The organism is Sphingomonas plantiphila (assembly GCF_046000505.1).
Taxonomy (GTDB): Bacteria; Pseudomonadota; Alphaproteobacteria; order Sphingomonadales; family Sphingomonadaceae; genus Sphingomonas; species Sphingomonas plantiphila.
Genome location: NZ_JBELQC010000003.1, coordinates 120,138 through 144,311 on the forward strand (window position 1 = coordinate 120,138; position 24,174 = coordinate 144,311).

Here is a 24,174-nt window from a genome sequence, read left to right on the forward strand (position 1 = left end):
GCTGCGCACCTTTTACTCGGACAAATGAATCGGCGACCGCTTCGCCGAAGAGGAGACATTAATGACGCTTCGCCTGTTGCAGCATCGTGCCGATGACGGACATCGTCGGCTGATCCTGGCGGAGGGTGCCGACGCGCTGTTCCTCGATGCTCCCGCCTCGATCGTCGAACTGGCGCAGGCAGCGATTGCCGAAGGGACCTCGCTCGCCGATGCCGCCCGCGCGCGGCGGAGCGGGGAAGGGGTCGATATCGAGGCCGAACTGGCCGCGGGCCGCCTCCTGTCCGCGATCGACCATCCCGATTCGGCGCGGGTGACGCTCTCCGGTACGGGCCTCACCCATCTCGGTTCGGCCGAGGGGCGCGACGCGATGCACAAGGCCGCAGCCAGTGCCGACCGACCCACCGATTCGATGCGCATGTTCCTTGAGGGCGTCGAAGGCGGAAAGCCGGCGGCAGGCGCGGTCGGCCAGCAGCCCGAATGGTTCTACAAGGGCGACGGCCAGCAACTCGTGGCGCCGGGGGCGCCGCTGGTCTCGCCGGCATTCGCACAGGATGGCGGCGAGGAGCCGGAACTGGCCGGCATCTATCTGATCGATGGCGACGGCCGGCCCCGTCGGCTGGGCATCGCGCTCGCCAACGAATTCAGCGACCATGTCACCGAACGTCACAATTATCTGTGGCTCGCCCATTCGAAACTGCGCGCGGCGGCGCTCGGCGCCGAACTGCTGCTCGGCGAGCCCCCGGCCGATATCCGGGGCACCAGCCGCATCGTGCGCGATGGCGCGCCGATTTGGGAAAAGCCCTTCCTGACCGGAGAGGCGAACATGTCGCATCACATCGCCAATCTTGAGGCGCATCACTTCAAATATGCGTGCTTCCGGCGTCCTGGCGACATCCATGTCCACTTCTTCGGCACCGCCACGCTGTCCTTCGCCGACGCAGTGCAGACCCAGGCCGGCGATATATTCGAGATCGCCGCGCCGCCCTTCGCACTTCCGCTGCGCAACCCGCTGGCGATCGCCGAGGCCGAGACTGTGGACGTCATTCCGCTATGAGTCAGCCCATCCGTCTCGCGCTGATCGGCCTCGGCAAGATTGCGCACGACCAGCATCTTCCGGCGATCGCGAACGACCCTGCGTTCGAATTGGTCGCCACGGTCAGCCGGCATGGTGAGGCGATCGGCTCGCTTCCCTTTTTCGCGACGATCGACGCGCTCGCCGAGAGCGGGATCGCGGTCGATGCGGTCGCGCTGTGCACCCCGCCGCAGGTGCGCCGCGCGTTGGCGGCCACGGCAATCGATCGTGGGTGGCATGTGTTCCTCGAAAAGCCGCCGGCCGCATCGCTCGTAGAAGCGTCGGCGCTGCGCGCGCTTGCTGCGGCGAAGGGTGTAAGCCTGTTCGCCAGCTGGCACTCGCGTCATGCGGCCGGTGTCGAACCGGCGCGGGCGTGGCTGGCCGAGCGCATGCTGCGTGATGCCACCATCACCTGGGCGGAGGATGTCCGCCACTGGCACCCGGGGCAGGACTGGATCTTCGAGCCCGGCGGGTTCGGGGTGTTCGATCCGGCGATCAACGCGCTGTCGATCGCCACGCGCATCTTTCCACGCGCGCTGTTCGTGGAGACGGCGGAGATCGAAATCCCCGCTAATCGTGCCGCCGCGATCGCCGCTACCGTTCGGTTTCGCGATGAGGCGGGGAGCGCGATCGACGCCCGGTTCGATTTCCTCAAACAGGGCACGCAGAGCTGGGACATCGTCGCGCATACCGATGGCGGGACGCTGACGCTGAGCGAGGGCGGCACGGCGCTGGCGATCGACGGCGATGCCAAGGCGAGCGGGGCTGATGAACTGGCGAGTGAATACCCCGCGCTGTACCGTCGCTTTGCCGAACTGGTTCGAGCCGGCGAGTCCGAGGTCGATCTTTCCCCGCTCCAACTCGTCGCCGACATCCACCTGAAGGCACGCATCCGGATCGTCGATCCGTTCGCGTGGTAGCGGGGCGTCAGCCGCGCAGCATCCGCATCACCATCGTGCGGATGCGCTGGTAGTTGCCGCCGCCCAGGCTTGCGAGAATCCCCCGGCGCTCTTCCGGCAGGAACCCCAGCGGATGGCCGTCGGGGCGGAAGACATAATGGTCGAACCACGCGCGCCAAGCGTCCCGCTCGGCCGCGGGACGCTCCGCGATCGCGATCATCGCGAGCAGCATCGCCGCATAGGGCTGGTCGGGGCCGCTGGCGAACCCGTCCCACCAGAAATTGGCGAGGACGTTGATGTCGTCGAGCGCCTCGACCTTGTGCCACCATAGTTTGGGGATGTAGATCGCGTCGCCCGGGCCGAGTTCCGCCACCAGTGCCTGGTCCCGGATCGCCTCGAACTTGGGAAAGCGCGGATCGCCGGGAGCGCTGTCGACCGCCAGTGCGACCGGCTGGCCCGCCATGGTGTGATCGACCGGGCCGACATAGAGATCGCCGATCGCCTGGGGCGGGTAGAGCGTGAAACGGCGACGCCCGGCCGTGACGCACGCGACATTGTCCATTATGTCATAATGACAGGCGACGCTGGAGGCATGGCCGATCCAGAAGCGCGGGCAGACCGTGGCGGGCACGAAGGGGAGGGGCGTCAGCGCCTCGGCGCCCGGAAAATAGCGTTCGGACGGCAGCGAGCCCATATAGAGCGTCTCGCCATCGGCATTGCCGGCGCGATCGAGGATGCGCTGCAGTGCATCGCCACAGGCCATCGCTTGCTGCGTGAAGTTGAAGCCCGACAGCGTGGCGTCGTAATAATAGCGACCGCCGGTCTCCGCCGTCCCGACGAACAGCCCGGCCTCCCGCCCGACATCGAAGCCACGCAGCGTGGCGATGACGTCGTGCGCGCCCGGCCGCGCGAGCAGCGGCCATTTAGCCACCGCACCCGGCATGACGACGGGGGTCGCCGCGCGCATCACCTCCGCGCGAAACGTCGCGTCGTCGCGCAACGCCGCGGGATCGACGATGGCGGGCGACACGGTCATGCAGGGGCGGCGGACAGGCGGTCGTTGCGCTGCTTGGCCATGCGCCGGATGTGCTGGATCGAAGCGGTCTGGGCATAGGCGAGCTGCAGGTCGCCGCGACGAAACAGGTCGAGCGCGTCGCGGTCCGACAGGGCGTGGAGCGCGTCGAGGCTGATCGAATAGAGCCCGTCGAGTCGCAGCCGCGACCCGTCATCGAAATTCAGCGCGATATCGATCGGCTCGATCAGCCGCAGCGCCAGGAAGCGCGCGATGATCGCGTCGGTCTCGGGCAGGCCGTGGTGAAGGATATGGGTGGCGCGCTGGACGCCGCGAAGCGCATCGCTCGGCTCCCCGTTCGCCTCGAACAGCGGAGTCCCGTCGGGCGTGAACACCGGTGCGTCCGGATCGATCGCCAGATTGCCTTCCGCGAGGAAAAATCCCTGCCGGACGAGATCGGCCGGTCGGTACGGTTCAACTCCGGCATTGTCCGACAAGGCGTCGCCCGGCTCGAGCGCCAGCAGCGCGCCGGCATAAAACGCGCCGGTTTCGGGGTGTTTGGTGAACAGGATCGGATGGTCCTGCATCGCCTGCAGAAATTCCGACGCCACGATCTGTGCGAAATGCGTGCTGAACCGGGGGGTTAGCCGCAGCCGCAGCCCGGCATGGGCAACCGGGTTCAGAAGTTCCAGCGTGGCCATGCGGCTATTTCCTCCCTGTGACGGCGTGCTGCGTGGCCGCCGCGTCGATTGTGATTTCAGTGATTCATAGCGCGAATGCGTTGAATCAGAAACTCCGACAAATAATTTGCCACGTCTCGGTTTTGCTATATGGTAGCGCTACCCTGACGACGCGACTCCGGCCTGACCATCGCCCGATGGAGTGGAAACCGGTCTGGTGCCGTCATCGACAACGACCAACCTGCACGCAAGCAGGTGGCGGGGAGAGGGAGAAGGACATGCCGGTTTCACAATCCAGAGGTCTGAAAGAATTTGTTAGCGGTACCAGCCTCTCGCTGGGCTGCGCCACCAGCGCGCTTGCGCTCGCATGGGCGGCACCCGCCGCGGCGCGGGAGAGCGTGACGGCCGATCCCCCCGATCAGCCCGCCGCCAGCCAGCCGGTTGCGGCGCAGGACACGCAGGCCACCGCAGGTCAGGCACGCGATGCCCAGGCCGAGGAAATCATCATCACCGGCCTGCGCGGATCGCTCCAGCGCAACCTCGACGTCAAGCGTACCTCGTCGGGCGTGGTCGACGTCATTTCCGCCGAGGATATCGGCAAATTCCCCGATTCGAACGTCGCGGCATCGCTCCAGCGCCTTCCGGGCGTGTCGATCCAGCGCAGCGGCGCGCGCGGCGAGCCGACCGGCATCACCGTTCGCGGCTTCGGCGGCGACTTCAACACCACGCTGTACGACGGCCGTCGCATCTCGACCGCGACCGGTGGCCGCCAGATCGACTTCAGCACCGTCGGCGTCGACTTCATCGGCCAGCTGAGCGTGCTCAAGACCCCGGACGTCACGCTGTCGTCGAGCTCGATCGGCGCCACCGTCGACATCGCCTTCCCCAAGCCCTTCGATCGTCCCGGCTTCCGTGTCGCAGCGACGGCATCGGGATCGGTTCAGGATCGCGCGGACGACATCGTCCCCACCGGCGGCCTGCTGATCAGCAACACCTTCGGTGACACGTTCGGCGTTCTCGGCAGCGTCATCTATACCCGCCGCGATACCGACACCAACCGCGTCTATGTCAACGGTTGGCCAGGCGGCAACTTCGCGCCCTGCCAGCTTCAGGGCAGCACTGCGGCAACCTGCGCGCCGGCGGCGCCCGCACCGGGCGTGACGGCATCGAACGCACGCACCATCCCCGGCTGGTTCCCGCAGCAATATGGTGCCGAGCAGCAACGCGTGAACGACGAGCGTATCGACGCCCGGCTCGCGCTGCAGTGGCAGCCATCGGACAGCGTGATGGTCACGCTCGACAATAATTTCTCGCGCCAGGAAGTGGTGTCCGAGAATTATGCGTTCGGCGTCTGGTTCAACCAGACCGACCTGCGCAACGTCCAGCTCGACGACAACGGCACTGCGATCAACTTCACCCAGGCGGGCAGCCCGACCGACTTCACCTCGGCGCTGAACACCGAAATCCTCAAGACCAACCAGACCGGCCTCAACATCAAGGTCGACGCGTCGGACAGCCTGAAGTTCGAAGTCGATGGCGCCTATGCCAAGAGCTGGCGCAACCCCGACGGCAATATCGGCAGCCAGAATGCCGATATCGGATATGGCGGGGCGCTCGGCACCAACCTGCAGTTCATCGTCGGCGGGGACAGCAGCAACGCCTTCCCCTCGGTCGCCAATTTCGGCCCGGCGGGCAACGGCGCGAACTGGTCGAACCAGGCGCTGATCGGGTCGCACGTCACCGTCAACCAGACGCAGCGCAACACCGACGAACTGTGGCAGTTCCGCGCGGTGGGAACCTGGGAGCAGGACGACCTGACCGTCAAGTTCGGCGGACAATATTATCAGGACACGTTCGACTTCCTCAACCAGAGCACGTTCACCAACAACTTCTGGCAGGCTTATGCCGGCTATGGTGCCCCCTCGGGACGCACCACCGGCATCGCGCCGCTGCCCGCCTCGCTTTATCAGGGCAGCATCAGCCTGTCGGACTTCATCCCCGGCTATGACGGCAACCTGCCGCCGTCGGTGTTCGTGTTCAGCCCGGTTGCGTATCAGAATTACCTGACCGGCCTCGGCAATCCGCAGACCCAGGTCATTCCTGGCTACAACTACGGATCGGTCACCGGCTTCACCGGCACGTTCGACGAGGCGGTCGATCCGGGCAGCGTGCTGAACGTGCGCGAACGGACCTGGTCGCTCTTCATGCGGGTCAATTTCAAGACCGAAATTGCGGGCATGCCGTTCTACTTCAATGCCGGCATCCGCAACGAGACGACCAACCTGCGCTCGACCGGACAGGGGCGCCTGCCGACGTCGATCGCCACCAGCACGGCGGACCCGACGCTGCTCACCGTCTCCTATGGCGCGACCCAGCCGATCGTCAGCGGCAGCGACTATTCCTACTTCCTGCCAAGCGTCGACGCGCGGCTCGAACTCGCGCCGGATTTCCTGGTGCGCGTGAGCGCATCGCGGACACTGACCCGACCCGCGCTCAATCTGCTCAATCCGGTGCTCAACGTGGGCTCGGGCCAGCGCGTCGGTGCGCTCACCGCCAATGGCGGCAATCCCAACCTGCGGCCCTATCTGGCCGACAATTTCGACCTCGCCGCGGAATGGTATTACCAGCGTAACTCCTATTTCTCCGTCAACGCGTTCCTCAAGAACGTCACCAACTTCATCGTCGGCGGCGTGACGACCCAGCAGATCAACGGCGTGGTCGATCCGACCACGGGCCAGCCGGCGATCTTCTCGGTGACGCAGCAGGTCAACGGGCCGGATGCAACGGTGCGCGGCATCGAAGTGGCGTGGCAGCATGTGTTCGGGGATTCGGGCTTCGGCTTCCAGGCCAACGCCACCTTCGTCGATACCAACCGCCCCTATGACGACCAGAACATCTCGCAGACCGGCTTCGCCGTGACGGGCCTTGCCAATTCGGCGAACTTCGTGGGCTTCTACGACAAGAACGGGTTCCAGATCCGCGCCGCGCTCAACTGGCGCGACGAGTATCTGCTTCAGTTCGGACAGAACCAGAATACCGGTTCGTTCGGCGCGGAGCCGACCTTCGTCGACGAGAGCTTCCAGGTCGATCTGAGCACGAGCTACGACTTCAACAAGAATTTCAGCGTCTTCGCCGAAGCGCTGAACCTGACCAACAACCAGCAGAGCACCCACGGGCGCTTCTCGAACCAGCTGCTGGACGTATTCGATTACGGGCGGCGCTACACGCTGGGCATCCGCTTCCGTTACTGACCATCCCCCTGTGGACGGGGCGCATCGCATCGCGCCCCGTCCATTTTTTGCATAGTCTGGGGCGCATGAATCAGGTTCAGCGAATTGTTATCGTCGGAGGCGGCACGGCCGGATGGCTGACCGCGGGGGTCATCGCGGCGCGGCATCAGGCCCGCCGGGCGCACGGGTTCAGCGTGACGCTGGTCGAATCCCCCAATGTGCCGATCATCGGGGTCGGCGAAGGCACCTGGCCGACATTGCGCACCACGCTGCGCAAGATCGGCGTCTCCGAGACTGAATTCTTCCGCCAGTGCGACGGCGCGTTCAAACAGGGCGCGCGCTTCAATCGCTGGACGACCGGGGCCGAGGACGACGGCTATTACCACCCGCTGATGCTGCCGCAGGGTTTCGCGCGCGTGAACCTGGCGCCGCACTGGCTGGCCGAGGGTGAGGGCAGCTTCTGCGACGCGGTGACGCCGCAGGGCCAGTTGTGCGACGCGGGCCTCGCGCCCAAGACGATCGCGACGCCGGAATATGAGGCGCTGGCGAACTACGCCTATCATCTCGATGCCGGTAAATTCTCCGCCTTCCTCCAGCGGCATTGCTGCGAAACGCTCGGCGTCGAGCATGTGCTGGCCGATGTGACGCAGGTGCGCATGGCCGACAATGGCGATGTCGCCGCGCTGGAGACCGCGCAAGGGCCGGTGGTCGAAGGCGACCTGTTCATCGACTGCACGGGGTTCCGCGCGCTGCTGATCGAGGGGGCGATGAACGTGCCCTTCCGCTCCTGCTCGGACGTGCTGTTCTGCGACACGGCGCTCGCGGTGCAGGTGCCCTATGCCGATCCGGCCGACCCGGTCGCGTGCCACACCATCTCGACCGCGCAATCGGCCGGCTGGGTGTGGGACATCGGCCTGCCGACGCGGCGCGGGGTAGGGCATGTCTATTCGAGCAGCCATGTCAGCGACGATCAGGCAGAGCGCGACCTGCGCGCCTATATCGGTCCGGCCGCGGACGGGCTGAACGTTCGCAAGATCCCGATCCGGGCGGGGCATCGCGAGACCTTCTGGAAGGGCAATGTCGTCGCAGTGGGGCTCGCCGCCGGGTTCCTCGAGCCGCTCGAGGCGTCGGCGATCGTGCTGATCGAGCTGTCCGCCAAGATGATCGCCGAGCAGCTGCCGCCCAACCGCGCAGTGATGGACGTACTCGCGCGGCGCTACAATGCGACCACCCACTATCGCTGGGGCCGGATCATCGATTTCCTCAAGCTCCATTACACGCTGACCAAGCGGACCGACACCGACTTCTGGCGCGACAATTGCCGGGCGGAGACGATCCCGGACCGGCTGCGCGAACTGATGGAGCTGTGGAAATATCAGGCGCCGTGGCTGCACGACGAGTTCGACCGCGCCGAGGAAGTCTTCCCCGCGGCGAGCTACCAATATGTCCTCTACGGCATGGGGCACCGCACGCACACGCCGCCGGGCGAGGGCGATGCGGAGGTCGAGCTGGCGCGGCGGGCGTGGCGCGAGAACCGCGTCCAGACCGCGCGGATGATGGAGGGGCTGCCGCGCCATCGCGAGCTGCTGGAGAAGATCGTCCAGCACGGCATGCAGCCGGTTTGAGCCGGATCAGGGAGAGAGAGATGGGACGGGGCATTCGGTATGCGGTGATCGCCGCGCTGAGCGGGGTTATGGCCTTGCCCGTAGCGGCCGGAACGCCGGCGCCGCAGCGGCAGGACGACCGTGCCGACGAGGCGACCCGGCTCGCGAGTGAGCTGGTCGCGAAGATGACGGTCGAGGAGAAGCTGCCGCAGCTGCTCAACACCGCGCCGGCGATTCCGCGCCTCAACATCCCCGCCTATAACTGGTGGACGGAATCGCTGCACGGCGCGCTCGGGCCGATCCCGACGACGAACTTCCCCGAGCCGGTGGGCCTCGCCGCCACGTTCGACGCGCCGCTGGTGCAGCAGGTCGCGGGCGCGATCAGCACCGAAGTCCGCGCGTTCCACACGCTCGCGCGGCAGACCGGGCGGTTGGGACGGATCGGCACCGGGCTCGACACCTGGTCGCCCAACATCAACATCTTCCGCGATCCGCGCTGGGGCCGGGGGCAGGAGACCTATGGCGAGGACCCGTTCCTCACCGCGCAGATCGGCAAGGCCTATATCACCGGCATGCAGGGGCCTAACCCCGACCGTCCGCAGGTGATCGCCACGCCCAAGCATTTCGCGGTGCACAGCGGTCCGGAGGCGACGCGCCATTCGGACAATTTCTACCCGACGCCCTATGATCTGGAGGACACCTACCTTCCCGCCTTTCGCGCTGCGATCGTCGAGGCGAAGGCCGGGTCGATCATGTGCGCGTACAACCGCATCGACGGCCAACCCGCCTGCGCCAGCGACCTGCTGCTCAAGGACCATCTGCGCGAGGCCTGGGGCTTCAGGGGCTATGTCGTGTCCGATTGCGACGCCGTGCGCGACATCGACGAGAATCACAAATATGCGCCCGATCCCGCATCGGGCGTGGCGATCGCGATCCGGTCGGGCGTCGACAGCGAGTGCAACACCAATACTCTATCCGACACCGCGGGGCTCGAGGACCGCTATCGCGACGCGCTCGCCCGCGACCTGCTGACCGAGGCGCAGATCGACGACAGCCTCGTCCTGCTGTTCGCCGCGCGCTATCGCACCGGCGACCTTCCCGGCCTCAAGAACGTGGCCGCGATGGTGCCGACGAGCGCCATCGGCCAAGCCGCGCACCGCGCGCTGACGCTGCAGGCGGCCGAGCGGTCGATGGTACTGCTGAAGAATTCGGGCGTGCTCCCGCTCAAGCCGGGCACCAGGATCGCCGTGATCGGTCCGCATGGCGATGCGACTCGCGTGCTGCGCGGCAACTACTCCTCAGGCCTGTCCGGGCCGCCCATCTCGGTGGTCGACGGCCTGCGCGCGGCGCTGGGCGCGGGCAATGTGACGCTGGTGCCGTTCGGTGAGTCGATCACCGACGGCGATCGCGTGCCGACGTCCGCCCTGCGCACGCCCGACGGCAAGCCCGGCGTGCTCGTCCGCTACTACAGCCCGACCACGCCGGTCCCGGCGAAGTTCGCACCCGGCGCGCGCGACGCATTTCTGGCCAAGGTCAAATATGCCGCCGAGCCGGTAGTGACGCGGATCGAGGCGGATGTGGGCGACCGCCAGCTCGAGCTGGCCAAGGTCTCGGACATTCACCGCCGCACCTTCACCGGTTTCCTGGTGGCGCCGGAGAGCGGCACCTATCGCGTCGGCCTGACCGGGCCGGGCGGGCTGCTGACCTTCGACGGCAAGGTGATCGCCGACCGGCGCAAGAGCCGGTACAATGATTTGCCTACGCTCGTGACGTTCGATCTCGTCGCCGGAAAGCGCTACCCCTTCACGATCGAAGGGGGCGGGTCGGATCTGGTGTGGAAGCGCATCTCGCGCACCCCCGACGCCGACCTCAAGCGTGCCGCCGCCACCGCCGACGCGCTGGTGGCGGTGGTCGGCCTCACGTCCGACATGGAAGCTGAGGAAACCGCCTTCAAGATCGATGGCTTTTCGGGCGGCGACAAGACCTCGCTCGACCTGCCGCGCGACCAGATCGCGATGCTGGACGCGGCGCGCGCGACGGGCAAGCCGATCATCCTCGTCGCGATGAACGGCAGCCCGATCAACCTGCAATGGGGCAAGGACAACGCCGCCGCGGTGATCGAGGCCTGGTATCCCGGCGAGACCGGCGGCACCGCCGCGGCCAACATCCTCACCGGTCGCGCCAATCCGTCGGGGCGCCTGCCGCTCACCTTCTATCGCAGCGTCGACGATCTTCCGCCGTTCGACGACTATTCGATGAGAGGACGCACCTATCGCTACTTCACCGGCACGCCCGTCTATCCGTTCGGGCATGGCCTCAGCTACACCAGCTTCCGCTATGGCGCGCTCGAGGTGCGGCCGGCATCGGGCGGCGCGCAGAACGGCCTCACCGTCACCACGCGCCTGACCAACAGCGGTGCGCGGGCAGGGGACGAGGTGGCGCAGCTCTATCTCGATTTCCCCGATTTGCCCGGCATGCCGCGCCACGCGCTGCGCGGGTTCCAGCGCGTGTCATTGAAGCCCGGAGAGACCAGGACGGTGCGGTTCGATCTGTCGCCGCGCGACCTGTCCAGCGTGACGCCCGAGGGGCTGCGTCGGGTGGCGGTCGGCAGCTATCGCGTGACGGTGGGATCGGGCCAGCCCGGCACCGGCGTCGCGGGCGAGGGCGCCGCCTTCGCGGTCGAAAAAGCGCGGGACCTGCCCAAATGAACCGGCGCCACGTTGCCTTGCTCAGTGCCGCGCTGATCGCGCTGTCCGGCCCCGCCTTCGCCCAGCGCGATCCGCTCGCACCGACCGGTCGCTGGACCGCCAACACCGCCGGGCACGCCCCGGTCCCGCCGATGGGCTGGAATTCGTGGAATGCGTTCAACAGCGATGTCGACGAGGAAAAGGTGCTCGCCTCCGCCCAGGCGCTGGTCGATACCGGCCTGGCGAAGATCGGCTATCGCTACGTCAACATCGATGATGGCTGGTGGCTGAAGCGGCGCGAACGCGATGGCCGACTGATCATCCGCGCCAGCCATTTCCCCTCGGCCGCCACCGGCCCGGATACGAGCTTCCGCCCGCTGACCGACCGCCTCCACGCGATGGGGCTGAAGGCGGGAATCTACAGCGATATCGGCCGCAACAGCTGTGGCCAGATCTATACGCCCGATTTCAAGAACCAGCCCGAAGGCACCCGCGCCGAGCGTGAGGTCGGCCTGTACGGCCATGTCGATCAGGACATCCGCCTGTTCTTCGCCGAGTGGAAGTTCGACTTCATCAAGGTCGATGGCTGCGGCGTGCGCGGTCTTCCGGCGGATGCGCCGCGAGTCAAATCGGGCCTGTACCGCGCGCTGCCGCCGCTGGTCGACATGCAGTCGCTGGGCGCCACGAACATCCCGGCGATGCGCGGACTGTACGAGGAGGTGGGAGCGGCGATCCGGCGCCATGCGACCGGCCCCTATGTCTATTCGCTGTGCCTGTGGGGTTCGGCGAATGTCCGCGCCTGGGGCAAGGATGTCGGCAACATGTCGCGCACCAGCGACGATATCCAGCCGAGCTGGGCGCGGATGCTGACCAATCTCGACACCGTGACCAGCCGCGCACTCTATGCCGGGCCGGGGGCGTGGAACGATGCCGATATGCTGTTCGTCGGCACCGGCGAGTTCGGCGGCGAGGATCTGACGGCGGCGCGCTCGCATTTCTCGCTCTGGGCGATGCTCAATTCGCCGCTGATCATCGGCTACGACCTGCGCAAGCTGACGCCGCAGCTGCGCGCGGTCTTCGGCAATGCGCAGATCGTCGCGCTCAATCAGGACCCGGCGGGCAATCAGGCGGTGCTCGCCTATCAGTCGGACGAGGTGCAGATCTTCGTCAAGACACTGGTGGACGGGACCAAGGCGGTGGCGCTGCTCAACCGCGGTTCGGCGCCGGTCGATGCGACATTGACGGCGGAGCATCTGAAGCTCTCGCCCGACGGCGAAATCGCGCTGCGCGACCTGTGGAGCGGCCAACGCCGCGGTTTCCGCAAGGAGTTGAAGCTGCGCCTCGCCCCGCGCGAGACGCTGGTGTTCCGCGCGACCGGCACGCGGCGGCTGGCGGGCGGCCTGTATCTTTCGGAGATGCCCGGATCGGTCAATCCGGCGGTCGATGGCGTCGTCGTCCCGCAGGTGGACCCGACGATCTTCCAGTCGATCACGCCCTGGATCGGTACGCACGGACCGGGCGAACATGCGCAATATGCCGGATGGGGCGGCGCGGAAGCGGATCGCGCGCCGTTCGGCAAGCTGCTGCGCGTCGCGGGCGCGCCGTTCGACACCGGGATCGGCGTGCTCGCCAATTCGCGGCTGGAGGTGCGCAATTCGGGGTTCCGGCGCTTCACCGCAACGGTGGGCGTCAATGACAGCGGATCGCCGGATGCCGGGGCGGTGGTGTTCGAGATCTGGGGCGACGGTCGGTTGCTCGCGCGCTCGGGGCCAAAGCGCTTCGGCGAGCCTGCCGCGCCGCTCGCTGCAGACGTCGCGGGCGTGAAGATCGTCGAACTGGTTGCGCGCGGACAGGGTGGCGCGCGCGCATGGACGCAAATCCAGCCCGCCACCTGGGGGGATGCCGCGCTGCTGCGCTAGCCCGCAGGGTACCCATTGTGAGTGGCGCCGGGCGGGTTCACGGTTGACTCGACGCCGCGCTTGGCCTTGATCGGGGGGATGAAGAAGGACGAGGCCGCCGCTCGGGCCGGGGACGTTGAAACGGGTGAGCGCGCAGCGCGCGTGCGCGGCCCGGGCCGGCGTTTGCGCGGGGCCGTGGCCAACAAGATCGGTACTGCCATCCTCTCGGGCGAGTTCGCTCCGGGCGACATCCTGTCGGGCGAGATCGCTGCGGCCGAGGCGCTCAACGTCTCGCGCGGTGCCTATCGCGAAGCGATGCAGGTGCTCGCCGCCAAGGGGCTGGTCGAGAGCCGCCCCAAGACCGGCACGCGCGTCCTCCCTCGCGAACGCTGGAACCTGCTGGATCCCGAGGTGCTTGCCTGGGCCTTTGCCGGCGATCCCGATGCGCGGTTGATCCGCAGCCTGTTCGAACTGCGGCTGGTGATCGAGCCTGCCGCCGCCGCCTTCGCCGCGCAGCGCCGCAGCAAGGCCGATATCAAGCGGATGCGCGACGCGCTCAACGGCATGCGGCGCCATTCGCTGGCGACGGCCGAAGGGCGCGCGGCCGACCGCGATTTCCACGACGCGCTGCTCCGCGCGACCAACAACGACGCGCTCGTCGTGATCAGCGCGTCGATCGGCGCGGCGGTTTCCTGGACCACGCATTTCAAGCAGCGCACGCGCGAATTGCCGCGCGATCCCATTCCCGATCACGCCCGCGTGCTCGACGCGATCGTCGCGAGCGATGTCGCGGCGGCGACCGAAGCGATGCGTGCGCTGGTCGAACTGGCGCTCGACGACACGCGCGGGGTCATGGACGACGAGGACATGGCGGGGGAGCCGGCGCCCGCCTGATCACGCGGTCAGCGACGACCCCCGCAACCGAACCGGCTTTCCGGCGGAAAGGGGCACCGACACCGTAATCTTGCCGCACGAAACGCGCCGCGTTCCTTCGATCCCCGCGGTCAGCACGACCTCCTCCAGCGCGCCGTTGCGCCAGCGCAGGTCGACCCGACACTGCCCGCGCGCGCGCAGGCCGCCGACCGATCCATCAGGCCAGGCGGCGGGGAGGGCAGGGAGCAGCGCGATGGCGTCGCCCCGGCTCTGCACCAGCATCTCCGCGATGGCGCGGGTGCCGCCGAAATTGCCATCGATCTGGAATGGCGGGTGGGCATCGAACAGATTGGGATAGGTCCGCCCCGGGCCGAGCAGGAAGGCGAGGATCGCATGCGCGCGGTCTCCGTCGCGCAGCCGCGCCCATAGCGCGATGCGCCACGCCGTCGCCCAACCGGTGGATTCGTCCCCGCGCAGTTCGAGCGAGCGGCGCGCCGCCGCGGCCAGTTCGGGCGTACGCACGGGGTCGATCTGGTCGCTGGGGAACAAGGCGTAGAGGTGCGAGACATGGCGGTGGTCGGGCTCCGGCGCGCGGGCGTCCCAGTCTTCGCGCCATTCCTGCAACTGGCCCTGCGCGCCGATCCGGTCCTCGGGCAGCCGAGCGCGCGCCGCCTTCACCTGCGCCGCGAACTCCGCATCCACGCCCAGGATCGCCGCCGCCTGCGCCACCTGATCGAACAGGTCGCGCAGGATCTGGCTGTCCATCGCCGGCCCCGCGCAGACCGATGCCCCCATCGGATGTCGGTTCTCGGGCGAGATCGACGGGCTGGTGACAAGCGCCCCGGTCGCCGGATCGGTCTGCAGCGTGTCGAGGAAGAACAACGCCGCGCCCTGCATCACCGGATAGATCGCGCGCAGAAAATCGCGGTCGCGGCCATAGTCGTACCGCTCCCACAGATGCGTGCACAGCCACGCGCCACCGGTCGGCCACATGCCCCATTGCGCCCCGTCGATCGGCGCGGTCGCGCGCCACAGGTCGGTATTGTGGTGGCAGACCCAGCCGCGCGCGCCGTACATCTCCCGCGCGGTGCGGGCACCGGTAACCGCCAGTTCGCGCACCATGCGCAGCAGCGGCTCGGTACATTCGGGCAGCGCTGCGACCTCGGCGGGCCAGTAGTTCATCTCGGTATTGATGTTGACGGTATATTTGGACTGCCACGGCGGATCATTGCTGTCGTTCCAGATGCCCTGCAGGTTCGCGGGCTGCGTACCGGGACGCGACGATGCGATCAGCAGATACCGCCCATAATCGAAGTAGAGCGCCGCAAGCGCCGGGTCCTCGGCGGGCCGGTTGCGGCGGACGCGTTCGTCGGTGGGCAGCTGCGCGGCGGGACTCGTGCCGAGGTCGAGGCTGACCCGGCGGAACAGCGCGCGATGCGCCGCAATGGCGTCGCGCCGCAACCGCGCGAACCCACGCCGACGCGCGCGGCGTAGCGTCGCCAGCGTCGCCGCCTCCGGATCGCCCGACACATCGTCGGGGCCGCGATAGCTGGTCGCCATCGCCAGCAGCAGCGTCACCGCGCGCGCGCCGGTCACCGCGATCGCCTTGTCCCGCGCGTCGGTCGCTCCGTCCTCGGCCATGACCGCCACCCGCGCGGCAAAGCGCAGCGCACCCGCGATCCCCGCGCGCTCCGAGTTGCGACCGGTGAGCGTCAGCATGTCGCCCGCTGCAACCGACCGTGCCTCGGGCTGCTCGGACGCGAAGCGGACGGTGAGATCGAACGGCGCGTCGGCACTCAGCCGCACAACGATCACGTCATCGGCTGCCGAGGCGAACGCCTCGCGGCGATGGCCGCTGCCGTCGCGGTCGAAGCTGACGCCGGCGAGCGCGGAGTCGAGATCGAGCTCGCGGCGGAAGCCGGTGACCGCACCCGCGCCGGGCAGGTCGATCAGCAGGTCGCCCAGCGCCTGATAGGCCATCTGCGTACGCGGCGTGCCGATCAGCTTTGCATCGGCCAGCGCCTCGGCCTCGGCATAACGGGCCGCCGCGATCAGCCCGCGCACCTCCGGCAACGCCGCGCGCGCCGCCGGGTTCACCGGGTCATAGGGGCCGCCCGTCCACAGCGTATCCTCGTTGAGCTGCAGCCGCTCCTGCGCCACCCCGCCGAACAGCATCGCGCCGATCCGGCCGTTCCCGATCGGCAGCGCCTGAGTCCATTCCGCCGCGGGTTGCCGATACCATAGTCGCGCACGGTCGCTCGCGGCCGACGCCCCCCCCGCCGCCCCCGCCGCCCCCGGGACGGCAGCGAGCGCGGTCGCGGCTCCCAGCACGGTGCGGCGGGAGACCGCGGTCGGATCGCTCACCGGGTCACCGTAGCTTGAGCACCACGACCGACTTGGCGGGCAGGGTGACGTTGAGCTTGCCGTCGGACACGGTCGCGCCGTCGAACGCGGCCGGCGCGACGACACCGGGTGCGTCGAAGCTGTTATGCGCATCCATCGCTCCGGCGGTCAGGACGCGCCCGCTCGCGCCGCTCGCCGTGATGCCGCCCAGGTCGATGCTGATCGGCTGCGCGCGGTTGGGATCGACATTGACCAGTGCGACATGCACCGCGCCCGCCGTGTCGCGCACCGCCGAGACGCTGACCGCGGGGATCGCGACATCGTCCTTGTGATACCAGGGGCTGTCGAGCGTCACTGGCAGGCTGGTCGCGCCCTGCCACGGTACATACAGGTCGAACACCCAATAGGTCGGCGTCTTCACTATGCGCGGCCCGTCGGTGAGCAGCATCGCCTGCAGCACGTTCACCATCTGCGCGATCGCGGCCATCTTCACGCGTTCGGCGTGCTTGGTGAAGATGTTGATGTTGAGCGCCGCGACCATCGCGTCGCGCAGGCTATTCTGCTGCTGCAGGAAGCCGGGGTTGGAGCCGGGGGCCGGATCGTACCACGTGCCCCATTCGTCGACCGCGAGCATCACGCGCTTGTCGGGATCGTACTTGTCCATGATCGCCGAATGCTTGGCGATATATTCGTCCATCTGCAGCGTGTGCTGCAGCGTCGACGCCCATTCGCTTTCGGGGAAGCCGAGCGCCGGACCCTTGTCCTCCCACTTCTGGTCGCGCGGGCGGGTGTAGAAATGCAGCGCCAGCCCGTCGATATGCTTGGCCGACATGCGCATCATCGTCTCGGTCCACTCGTAATTGGCGTCCGAGGGGCCGCTGGCGATCTTTAGCATCTTGCCGTTGCCCGACTTGGCGAAGGTGATGAAGCGGTTGGTCACGTCGGCGGCATATTCGGGTCGCATGTTGCCGCCACAGCCCCACAGCTCGTTGCCGATGCCAAGATAGTCGAGCTTCCACGGCTCCTTGCGCCCGTTGGCGGCGCGTTCCTTGGCCAGCACGGTCGTGTTCGCCGGCGCGGTGATATAGTCGACCCATTGTGAGGTCTCGGCGGGCGTGCCGCTGCCGACATTGGCAGAGACATAGGTGCGCGCGCCCAGCCGCTGCGCAAAGCCCATGAACTCGTGCGTGCCGAAGCTGTTGTCCTCGTTCACCCCGCCCCAGTTGGTGTTGATCTTGACCGGGCGGCGGCTGCGCGGGCCGATGCCGTCGCGCCAGTGATATTCGTCCGCGAAGCAGCCGCCGGGCCAACGCACCATCGGCACCTTGATCGCGTTCAATGCGTCGAGCACGTCGCGACGATAGCCCGCATCGTTGGGGATCGACGAACGCTCGCCGACCCAGATCCCGCCGTAGATGCCTGTGCCGAGATGCTCCATGAACTGGCCGAAGATGTCGGGATTGACCACCGGGCCGGGGCGATTCGCGTCGATCTTCGCGCTGGCCTCCTGCGCCTGAGCCGGTGTCGCCAGCGGGGCGGTTGCGAGCAGAAGGGCTGAGAACAGCGAAAACCCGCTCAGCCGGCCATAGGTGCGCCGCCGCGCGTTGCTCGACATCATCACCCGCATCTCTCCCTGTCTTCGCTCGGTCCGTGCTGTACGGAAACGGCATTGCATTTGTTGGAGTAGTTTGCGCATTGTCCGCTCGTCAAGTGCGCAGCCGACAATCCCGCCTGCGCGCCCGAAGGAGACCCCGATGCAGCGCGCGCAATCGATCCTGCTGGCCGTTCTGGCACTCTATGGTCCCGCCGTGCCAGCAACCGCGCAATCGCTCCCCTCGGGTCCGGCGCTTCCCCAAATGTCGGTGCCGCCCCGCGATCCTGACGCGCGCCATTCGATCGTCATTCCGATCCGGCCCGCTCCGGAACCGGTGATCCTGCATTTGTCTCCGACCGGCTCGGACAGTGGCGACGGATCCGCGGCACGGCCGGTCGCCGGTTTTGCCCGCGCCCAGGCGCTGGTGCGCAGCTTGAGCGAGACGCACGATGTCACCATCCGCATCGCGCCGGGGACCTATCGCCTGGCCGCGCCGCTGCGCTTCACCGCCGACGATGGCGGACGCAACGGCTTCGTCGTGCGCTGGGAAGGCGCGGCGGGAGCCTACCCGGTGATCTCGGGCGGAGTCCCTGTCACGGGATGGCAGCTTGCCGATCGCGCGCGCGGAATCTGGCGCGCGCGCATCCCCGCCGGGCTCGATCCGCGCCAGCTGACCGTCAATGGCGCCCTGGCGCCGCGGGCGCGCATCGAAATCCCGCGCGCGGCGGTGAGGTTCCATCCATGGGGGCTGGAGATTGTCGACCCGGCATGGCGGTCGCTCGGCGCACTGACCGCCCAGCGCCGCATCGAGGTCGAGGGGATGAGCTGGTTCACCCATCGGCACGCGATGGTCGACCGGATCGACGGCGATCGCATCGTCATGCAGCAACCGGGCTGGCGCAACAATCTGGTGGGCTATGACACGCTCGCGCGGCCGGTATCGGCCGACGTGGCGCGGCTGTTCCTGGTCAACAACATCGCCTTCCTGCGCGAACCCGGCCAATGGGTCGCCGACCCCGCGGCAGGCCTGCTCTACTACCGCCCACGCGTCGGCGAGGACATGGCGAAGGCGGAGATGGTCGCGCCCCGGCTCGATCATCTCATCTCCATCGGCGGGACCATCGATAGGCCGGTCCGCGATCTCGAATTTCGCGGACTGTCCTTCCGTCACACCAGCTGGCTGCAGCCATCCGGCCCCGAAGGCTATGTCAGCCAGCAGAGCGGCGCCTATCTTGCCGGGGAGTTGGCGGGCTATCCCGCCGATCCGATCCGCGACTGCAGCTGGGGCTGCCCGGCGTTCGAGCGGATGCGCAACCAGTGGCGCCAGCAGCCTGCCGCGATCCAGGTCTCCGCCGCCAGCCGCATCGTGTTCGACGACAATCGCTTCGGACAACTCGGCCAGATCGCGCTGGGCATCGGCAACAATCCCGAGGCGAACGCCACCGGCATCGGGCTGGCCGCCACCGCGATCGAGGTGACCGGCAACGAATTCCGCGACCTGGCCGGCGGCGCGATCATGGCGGGCGGAATCTCGCGCGACGCGCACCACCCGTCTCGGCCCGAACTCGCCGTGCGCGACATCCTGATCCGCGACAATCGCATCGCGCACGTGTCCCACGACTATAAGGAACAGGCGGCGGTGCTGGTCACCTACGCCAGCGGCGCCGTCATCACCCACAACGACATTTCCGATGCGCCCTATGACGGGATCGATGTCGGGTGGGGATGGGGCATCAACGATCCCGGCGGCAGCGCGGAATATTACCGCCGCCACCGATCCTATTACGACCAGCCGGGCAATATCGTCTACGATACCCCCACGATTCTGCGCGACACCGTCATCGTCGGCAACCGCGTCGGTCGCGTGAAGCAGTGGTTCCCCGACGGCGGCGCGATCTATCATCTCTCGGCCGACCCCGGTGCTCTGATCGCGCGCAACTATATCTACGACGTCGCCGGGGCGGGGGGCATCGCCATCTATCTCGACGAGGGATCGCGCTATGTGACGGTGCGGGAGAATGTGGTCGACCGCGTCGGCGGTGTATGGCTCACCCTCAATTCGCAGGACGCGATCGCGCCGCGCCGTACCGCGCTCGACAATCGCGCGACTGGCAACTGGTACAACTCGGGGCGCATCCAGGGAAGCTGGACCGACTATCTCAACAATCGCGCCGAAGACAATGTCGCGGTGACGGGCGAAGCCTGGCCGGAAGCGGCGCGCACGGTGATCGCGGAGAGCGGGGTGAGGCCCGCTGCCACCGCCGCACCGTAGCGATTTGCGCTTTAAACTCCGACTAATCTCAAAGCATATTGGCCAAATACGATGTTAGCGCTATCACGGCCGCAACGCCGGTTCAAACCGGTGACTGAGGAGAGAGAGACGATGCGATACAAAACCCTTCCGCTCGTGATTCTGGGGGCGTGCTTGGCAGCCTGCAACGCCGGAACACCGGCGAATCAGGCCGAGCCCGAAGCCAATGCCAGCGTCGCCCGCTCGCCCGAGGGTCGCGAATATCTCGCCCAGCCGCTGGTCAAGGATCTGTTCTTCGCCGACCCCTCGGCGCACGTCTTCGACGGCAAGATCTATGTCTATGCCAGCCACGACATCGATGCGGGCATCGCCGACGACGATCTCGGCAACCAATATGCCATGCGCGACTATCGCGTGCTGCGCATGGACAAGATCGGCGGCCCGGTGACGGTCGGCCCGGTCGCGCTCGACGTAAAGGACGTGCCCTGGGCCTCGCAGCAGATGTGGGCGCCCGACGCCGCGTACAAGAACGGCACCTATTATCTCTATTTCCCGGCACGCGATAAGACCAAGGACAAGAACGGCCTCGGCGCATTCCGCATCGGCGTCGCGACCTCGAAGAACCCGATGGGCCCGTTCAAGCCCGAGCCCAACTACATCCCCGGCAGCTTCTCGATGGACCCTGCCGTCTTCACCGACGCGGACGGCACCAGCTACATGTATTTCGGCGGTATCTGGGGCGGGCAGCTCCAGCGCTGGAAGGACGGCGTCTACGACCCCAACGGCTCCGACACCGATCTGATGCAGGACGACAAGCCCGCCATCTCGGGCAAGGTCGTCAAGATGAACCCCGACATGAAGACCTTTGCCGAGCCGGTGCGCGACGCGGTGATCCTGGACGAGAAGGGCAATCCGATCCTGGGCGGCGACCATGACCGCCGCTTCTTCGAGGCGGCCTGGGTCTTCAAGCGCGGCGGCAAATATTACTACACCTACTCGACCGGCGACACGCACTTCGTGAACTATGCGATCGGCGACAACCCCTATGGCCCGTTCACGTTCAAGGGGCACATCCTCAAGCCCGTGCAGGGCTGGACCTCGCATCACTCGATCGTCGAGTGGAACGGCAAATGGTGGCTGTTCTACCACGATACCCAGCTCAGCGGTAAGAACCACCTGCGCAGCGCCAAGGTGACCGAGCTGAAGTTCAACGACGACGGCACCATCCCCACGATCGATCCCTTCCGCTGATGTTTCTGGGAATCGATATCGGCACGTCGGGGGTGAAGGCGGTGGCGCTCGACGAAACGGGCGCGGTCGCGGGGCAGGGGACGGCCGCGCTCACCGTCCAGCGTCCGCACCCCTGCTGGTCCGAACAGGACCCGGCGGCATGGTGGCTCGCCACGACCGCGGCGGTGCAGGCGATCGACCCGGCCGTTCGCCGCTCGATCCGCGGCGTCGGCATCGCCGGGCAGATGCACGGAGCGACGCTGCTGGGTGCGGACGACAAGCCGCTGCGCCCCGCGATCCTGTGGAACGACGGGCGCTGCGACCTGGAGTGCGAGGAGCTTGAGGCCGCGGTCCCCGACCTGCGCACGGTCACCGGCAACATCGCCATGCCCGGCTTCACCGCGCCGAAACTGCTATGGGTGCGCAAGCACGAGCCGGAGCTGTTCGCGCAGGTCCGCAGCGTGCTGCTGCCCAAGGACTATGTCCGGCTGATGATGACCGGCGACAAGGCGTCGGACCTGTCGGATTCTGCGGGCACTTTGTGGGTCGACGTCGCCCGGCGCGACTGGAGCGACGACATCCTCGCCGCCACCGGCCTGTCCCAGGCGGCGATGCCAAAGCTGTTCGAAGGCAGCGAGGTCACCGGTACGCTGCGTCCGGAGGTCGCGGAACTATGGGGTATGCCCGCAGTGCCGGTGGTCGCGGGCGGCGGCGACAATGCCGCGGGCGCGGTCGGCGTGGGTGTGGTCGGCGATGGCGATGCGCTGCTGTCGCTCGGCACGTCGGGCGTGATCTTCGTCGCGACCAGCGACTTCCGGCCCAATCCGGCGCGCGCGGTCCACGCCTTCTGCCACTGCTTGCCCGGCATGTGGCACCAGATGAGCGTCCACCTCTCGGCTGCCTCGTGCATCGACTGGGTGGCCCGCCTGACCGGCGCGGCCGGCGCGGCCGATCTGTTCGCCCGCGCCGAGGCATCGGGGCCCGGCACCGGCGGCGAGCTGTTCCTGCCCTATCTCTCGGGCGAGCGGACGCCGCACAACGACGCGCAGGTCCGCGGCGCGTTTCTCGGCCTCGACAACGATACCGATCCGGGCCGGCTGGCGCAGGCCGTGCTCGAGGGCGTCGCCTTCGCCCTCGCCGACGGTCTCGACGCCTTGCGCGACGCAGGGACGCAGGTGTCGCAGCTGTCGGTCATCGGCGGCGGCGCGCGCTCGGGCTATTGGGGGCGGATCATCGCCGCCGCGTTCGAAGTGCCGCTGGTCTATCTCAAGGGCGGCGAGGTCGGGCCCGCGCTCGGAGCCGCCCGGCTCGCCCAGCTCGCGGTCGACGGTGGCGATCCTGCCAGCGTCTGCGCCGCGCCGCCCGTGTCGCAGCGGATCGAACCCGAACCCGACCTCATCGATCGCCTCGCCCCGCGCAAGGCGCTGTTCCGCCAAGCCTATCCCCGCATCACGCCCAAGAAAGGTCTCTAAATGCCCGCCGCCAACGATTATTTCGCGCAGTTCCCGACCATCGCCTATGAAGGGCCGGACAGCGACAACGAGCTCGCCTACCGTTTCTACGACAAGAACCGCGTCGTGTTCGGCAAGACGATGGAGGAGTATCTCCGCTTCGCCGTGTGCATGTGGCATACCTTCTGCTGGCCCGGCTCCGACGTGTTCGGCGCGGGCACGTTCGATCGCCCGTGGCAGTCGCACGCCGACGCCACCGAAGCGGCCGCGATGAAGCGCGAGACCGCGCTCGGCTTCGTCCAGAAGCTCGATCTGCCCTTCTACTGTTTCCACGATGTCGATGTGATGGAGCCCGCGAGCGACGTCGCCTCCTACCAGCGCAACTTCGCGACCGCGGTCGACCATCTCGAAACGCTGCAGGGCCAGACCGGGCGCAAGCTGCTGTGGGGCACCGCCAACCTCTTCTCCGACCCGCGCTACGCCGCGGGCGCGGCGACCAGCCCCGATCCCGAAGTCTATGCTTGGGCGGCGCTGCAGGTGCGCTCTGCGCTCGACGCGACCAAGCGGCTGGGCGGCGCCAACTATGTGCTGTGGGGCGGCCGCGAGGGCTATGAGACGCTCACCAACACCGATCTCAAGCGCGAGCTCGACAATTTCGGCCGCTTCCTCAGCCTGGTGGTCGAGCACAAGCACAAGATCGGCTTTACCGGCACGATCCTGATCGAGCCCAAGCCGCACGAGCCGACCAAGCATCAGTACGATTTCGACACGGCGACTGTGTACGGCTTCCTCAAGCGCTACGGGCTCGAGAAGGAAGTGTGCGTGAATATCGAGGCGAACCACGCCACGCTGTCGGGCCACACCTTCGAGCATGAGATCGCGACCGCCGCGGCCTTCGGCATCTTCGGCTCGATCGACGCCAATCGCGGCGATCACCAGAATGGCTGGGACACCGATCAATTCCCCAATTCGGTCGAGGAGACGACGCTGGCGATGCTGGAGATCGTCCGTGCGGGCGGCTTCACCACCGGCGGCTTCAACTTCGACGCCAAGGTGCGCCGCCAGTCGGTCGATGCCGACGATCTGCTCCACGGCCATATCGGCGGGGTCGATGTCGTCGCGGCGGCGCTGCTCAATGCCGAGCGGATCATCGCTGACGGCCGCATCGATGCGTTCAAGAAGGAACGCTATGCCGGCTGGGACGGCGATCTGGGCCAGATGATCCATCGCGACGGCACCAGCCTGTCCGACATCGCCGACCATGCCGTCAGCGCCAACCTGTCGCCCAAGCATCGCTCGGGCAAGCAGGAGCGGCTGGAGAACCTGATCAACCGCTTCGTGTGAGCGACG

15 protein-coding genes are annotated in these 24,174 nt (G+C 67.4%); 11 read left to right on the forward strand and 4 right to left on the reverse strand.

The annotated features are described in order from the left end of the window. Window positions 1–61: 61 nt before the first annotated feature. Both araD1 and ABS767_RS15570 read left to right on the forward strand, forming a co-directional pair. Window positions 62–1,054: an AraD1 family protein gene (gene araD1 / locus ABS767_RS15565; RefSeq protein ID WP_408080001.1), complete on the forward strand. Its 993-nt coding sequence runs from the start codon at window positions 62–64 to the stop codon at window positions 1,052–1,054. Next, window positions 1,051–1,992 carry a Gfo/Idh/MocA family protein gene (locus ABS767_RS15570; protein WP_408080003.1) on the forward strand — a complete coding sequence of 314 codons (942 nt, stop codon included), beginning with the start codon at window positions 1,051–1,053 and terminating at the stop codon, window positions 1,990–1,992. Before araD1 ends, ABS767_RS15570 begins: the two co-directional genes overlap by 4 nt. A 7-nt stretch (window positions 1,993–1,999) precedes the next feature. On the opposite strand, the gene ABS767_RS15575 is transcribed toward ABS767_RS15570, so the two are convergent. Beyond that, window positions 2,000–3,007, reverse strand: coding sequence for a cupin-like domain-containing protein (locus ABS767_RS15575; RefSeq protein WP_408080005.1), 1,008 nt, complete (start codon window positions 3,005–3,007; stop codon window positions 2,000–2,002). Then, the gene (locus tag ABS767_RS15580) at window positions 3,004–3,684 is read right to left on the reverse strand and encodes a SapC family protein (RefSeq protein WP_408080007.1); all 681 of its coding nucleotides are present in this window, start codon (window positions 3,682–3,684) and stop codon (window positions 3,004–3,006) included. The genes ABS767_RS15575 and ABS767_RS15580 overlap by 4 nt, the downstream gene beginning before the upstream one ends. Before the next feature lie 257 nt (window positions 3,685–3,941). Between ABS767_RS15580 and ABS767_RS15585 the strand changes: the two genes are divergently transcribed. The 5 genes from ABS767_RS15585 to ABS767_RS15605 all read left to right on the forward strand — a co-directional run bounded on the left by ABS767_RS15585 (window position 3,942) and on the right by ABS767_RS15605 (window position 13,976). After that, window positions 3,942–6,914, forward strand: coding sequence for a TonB-dependent receptor (locus ABS767_RS15585; RefSeq protein ID WP_408080009.1), 2,973 nt, complete (start codon window positions 3,942–3,944; stop codon window positions 6,912–6,914). 65 nt (window positions 6,915–6,979) lie between these two features. Beyond that, window positions 6,980–8,518 (forward strand): tryptophan halogenase family protein, encoded by a 1,539-nt coding sequence (locus tag ABS767_RS15590; protein ID WP_408080011.1) that lies wholly within the window; start codon window positions 6,980–6,982, stop codon window positions 8,516–8,518. A 20-nt stretch (window positions 8,519–8,538) separates the two neighbouring features. After that, window positions 8,539–11,205 carry a glycoside hydrolase family 3 C-terminal domain-containing protein gene (locus ABS767_RS15595; protein ID WP_408080013.1) on the forward strand — a complete coding sequence of 889 codons (2,667 nt, stop codon included), beginning with the start codon at window positions 8,539–8,541 and terminating at the stop codon, window positions 11,203–11,205. Then, window positions 11,202–13,103, forward strand: a complete 1,902-nt coding sequence (locus ABS767_RS15600; protein WP_408080015.1) for an NPCBM/NEW2 domain-containing protein — start codon at window positions 11,202–11,204, stop codon at window positions 13,101–13,103. Before ABS767_RS15595 ends, ABS767_RS15600 begins: the two co-directional genes overlap by 4 nt. Before the next feature lie 78 nt (window positions 13,104–13,181). Beyond that, entirely contained in the window at window positions 13,182–13,976 is a 795-nt protein-coding gene (locus tag ABS767_RS15605) for a FadR/GntR family transcriptional regulator (RefSeq protein WP_408080017.1), read from the forward strand. Here ABS767_RS15605 and ABS767_RS15610 read toward each other — a convergent pair whose 3' ends face one another. Both ABS767_RS15610 and ABS767_RS15615 read right to left on the reverse strand, forming a co-directional pair. Further along, a complete protein-coding gene (locus ABS767_RS15610) occupies window positions 13,977–16,319 on the reverse strand; it encodes a glycoside hydrolase family 95 protein (protein ID WP_408080019.1) in 2,343 nt (780 codons plus the stop codon). Between the two features lie 4 nt (window positions 16,320–16,323). After that, window positions 16,324–17,913, reverse strand: coding sequence for an alpha-N-arabinofuranosidase (locus ABS767_RS15615; protein ID WP_408080741.1), 1,590 nt, complete (start codon window positions 17,911–17,913; stop codon window positions 16,324–16,326). Between the two features lie 139 nt (window positions 17,914–18,052). Here ABS767_RS15615 and ABS767_RS15620 point away from each other — a divergent pair, with 139 nt between their 5' ends. The 4 genes from ABS767_RS15620 (at window position 18,053) to xylA (ending at window position 24,168) form a co-directional block, all read left to right on the forward strand. Further along, the gene (locus tag ABS767_RS15620) at window positions 18,053–20,164 is read left to right on the forward strand and encodes a right-handed parallel beta-helix repeat-containing protein (RefSeq protein ID WP_408080021.1); all 2,112 of its coding nucleotides are present in this window, start codon (window positions 18,053–18,055) and stop codon (window positions 20,162–20,164) included. A 111-nt stretch (window positions 20,165–20,275) separates the two neighbouring features. Continuing rightward, window positions 20,276–21,394, forward strand: a complete 1,119-nt coding sequence (locus ABS767_RS15625; protein ID WP_408080023.1) for a glycoside hydrolase family 43 protein — start codon at window positions 20,276–20,278, stop codon at window positions 21,392–21,394. Then, on the forward strand, window positions 21,394–22,845 hold the full coding sequence (xylB, locus tag ABS767_RS15630) for a xylulokinase (RefSeq protein WP_408080025.1): 1,452 nt from the start codon (window positions 21,394–21,396) through the stop codon (window positions 22,843–22,845). The genes ABS767_RS15625 and xylB overlap by 1 nt, the downstream gene beginning before the upstream one ends. Further along, window positions 22,846–24,168 (forward strand): xylose isomerase, encoded by a 1,323-nt coding sequence (gene xylA, locus ABS767_RS15635; RefSeq protein WP_408080027.1) that lies wholly within the window; start codon window positions 22,846–22,848, stop codon window positions 24,166–24,168. Window positions 24,169–24,174: the final 6 nt, after the last annotated feature.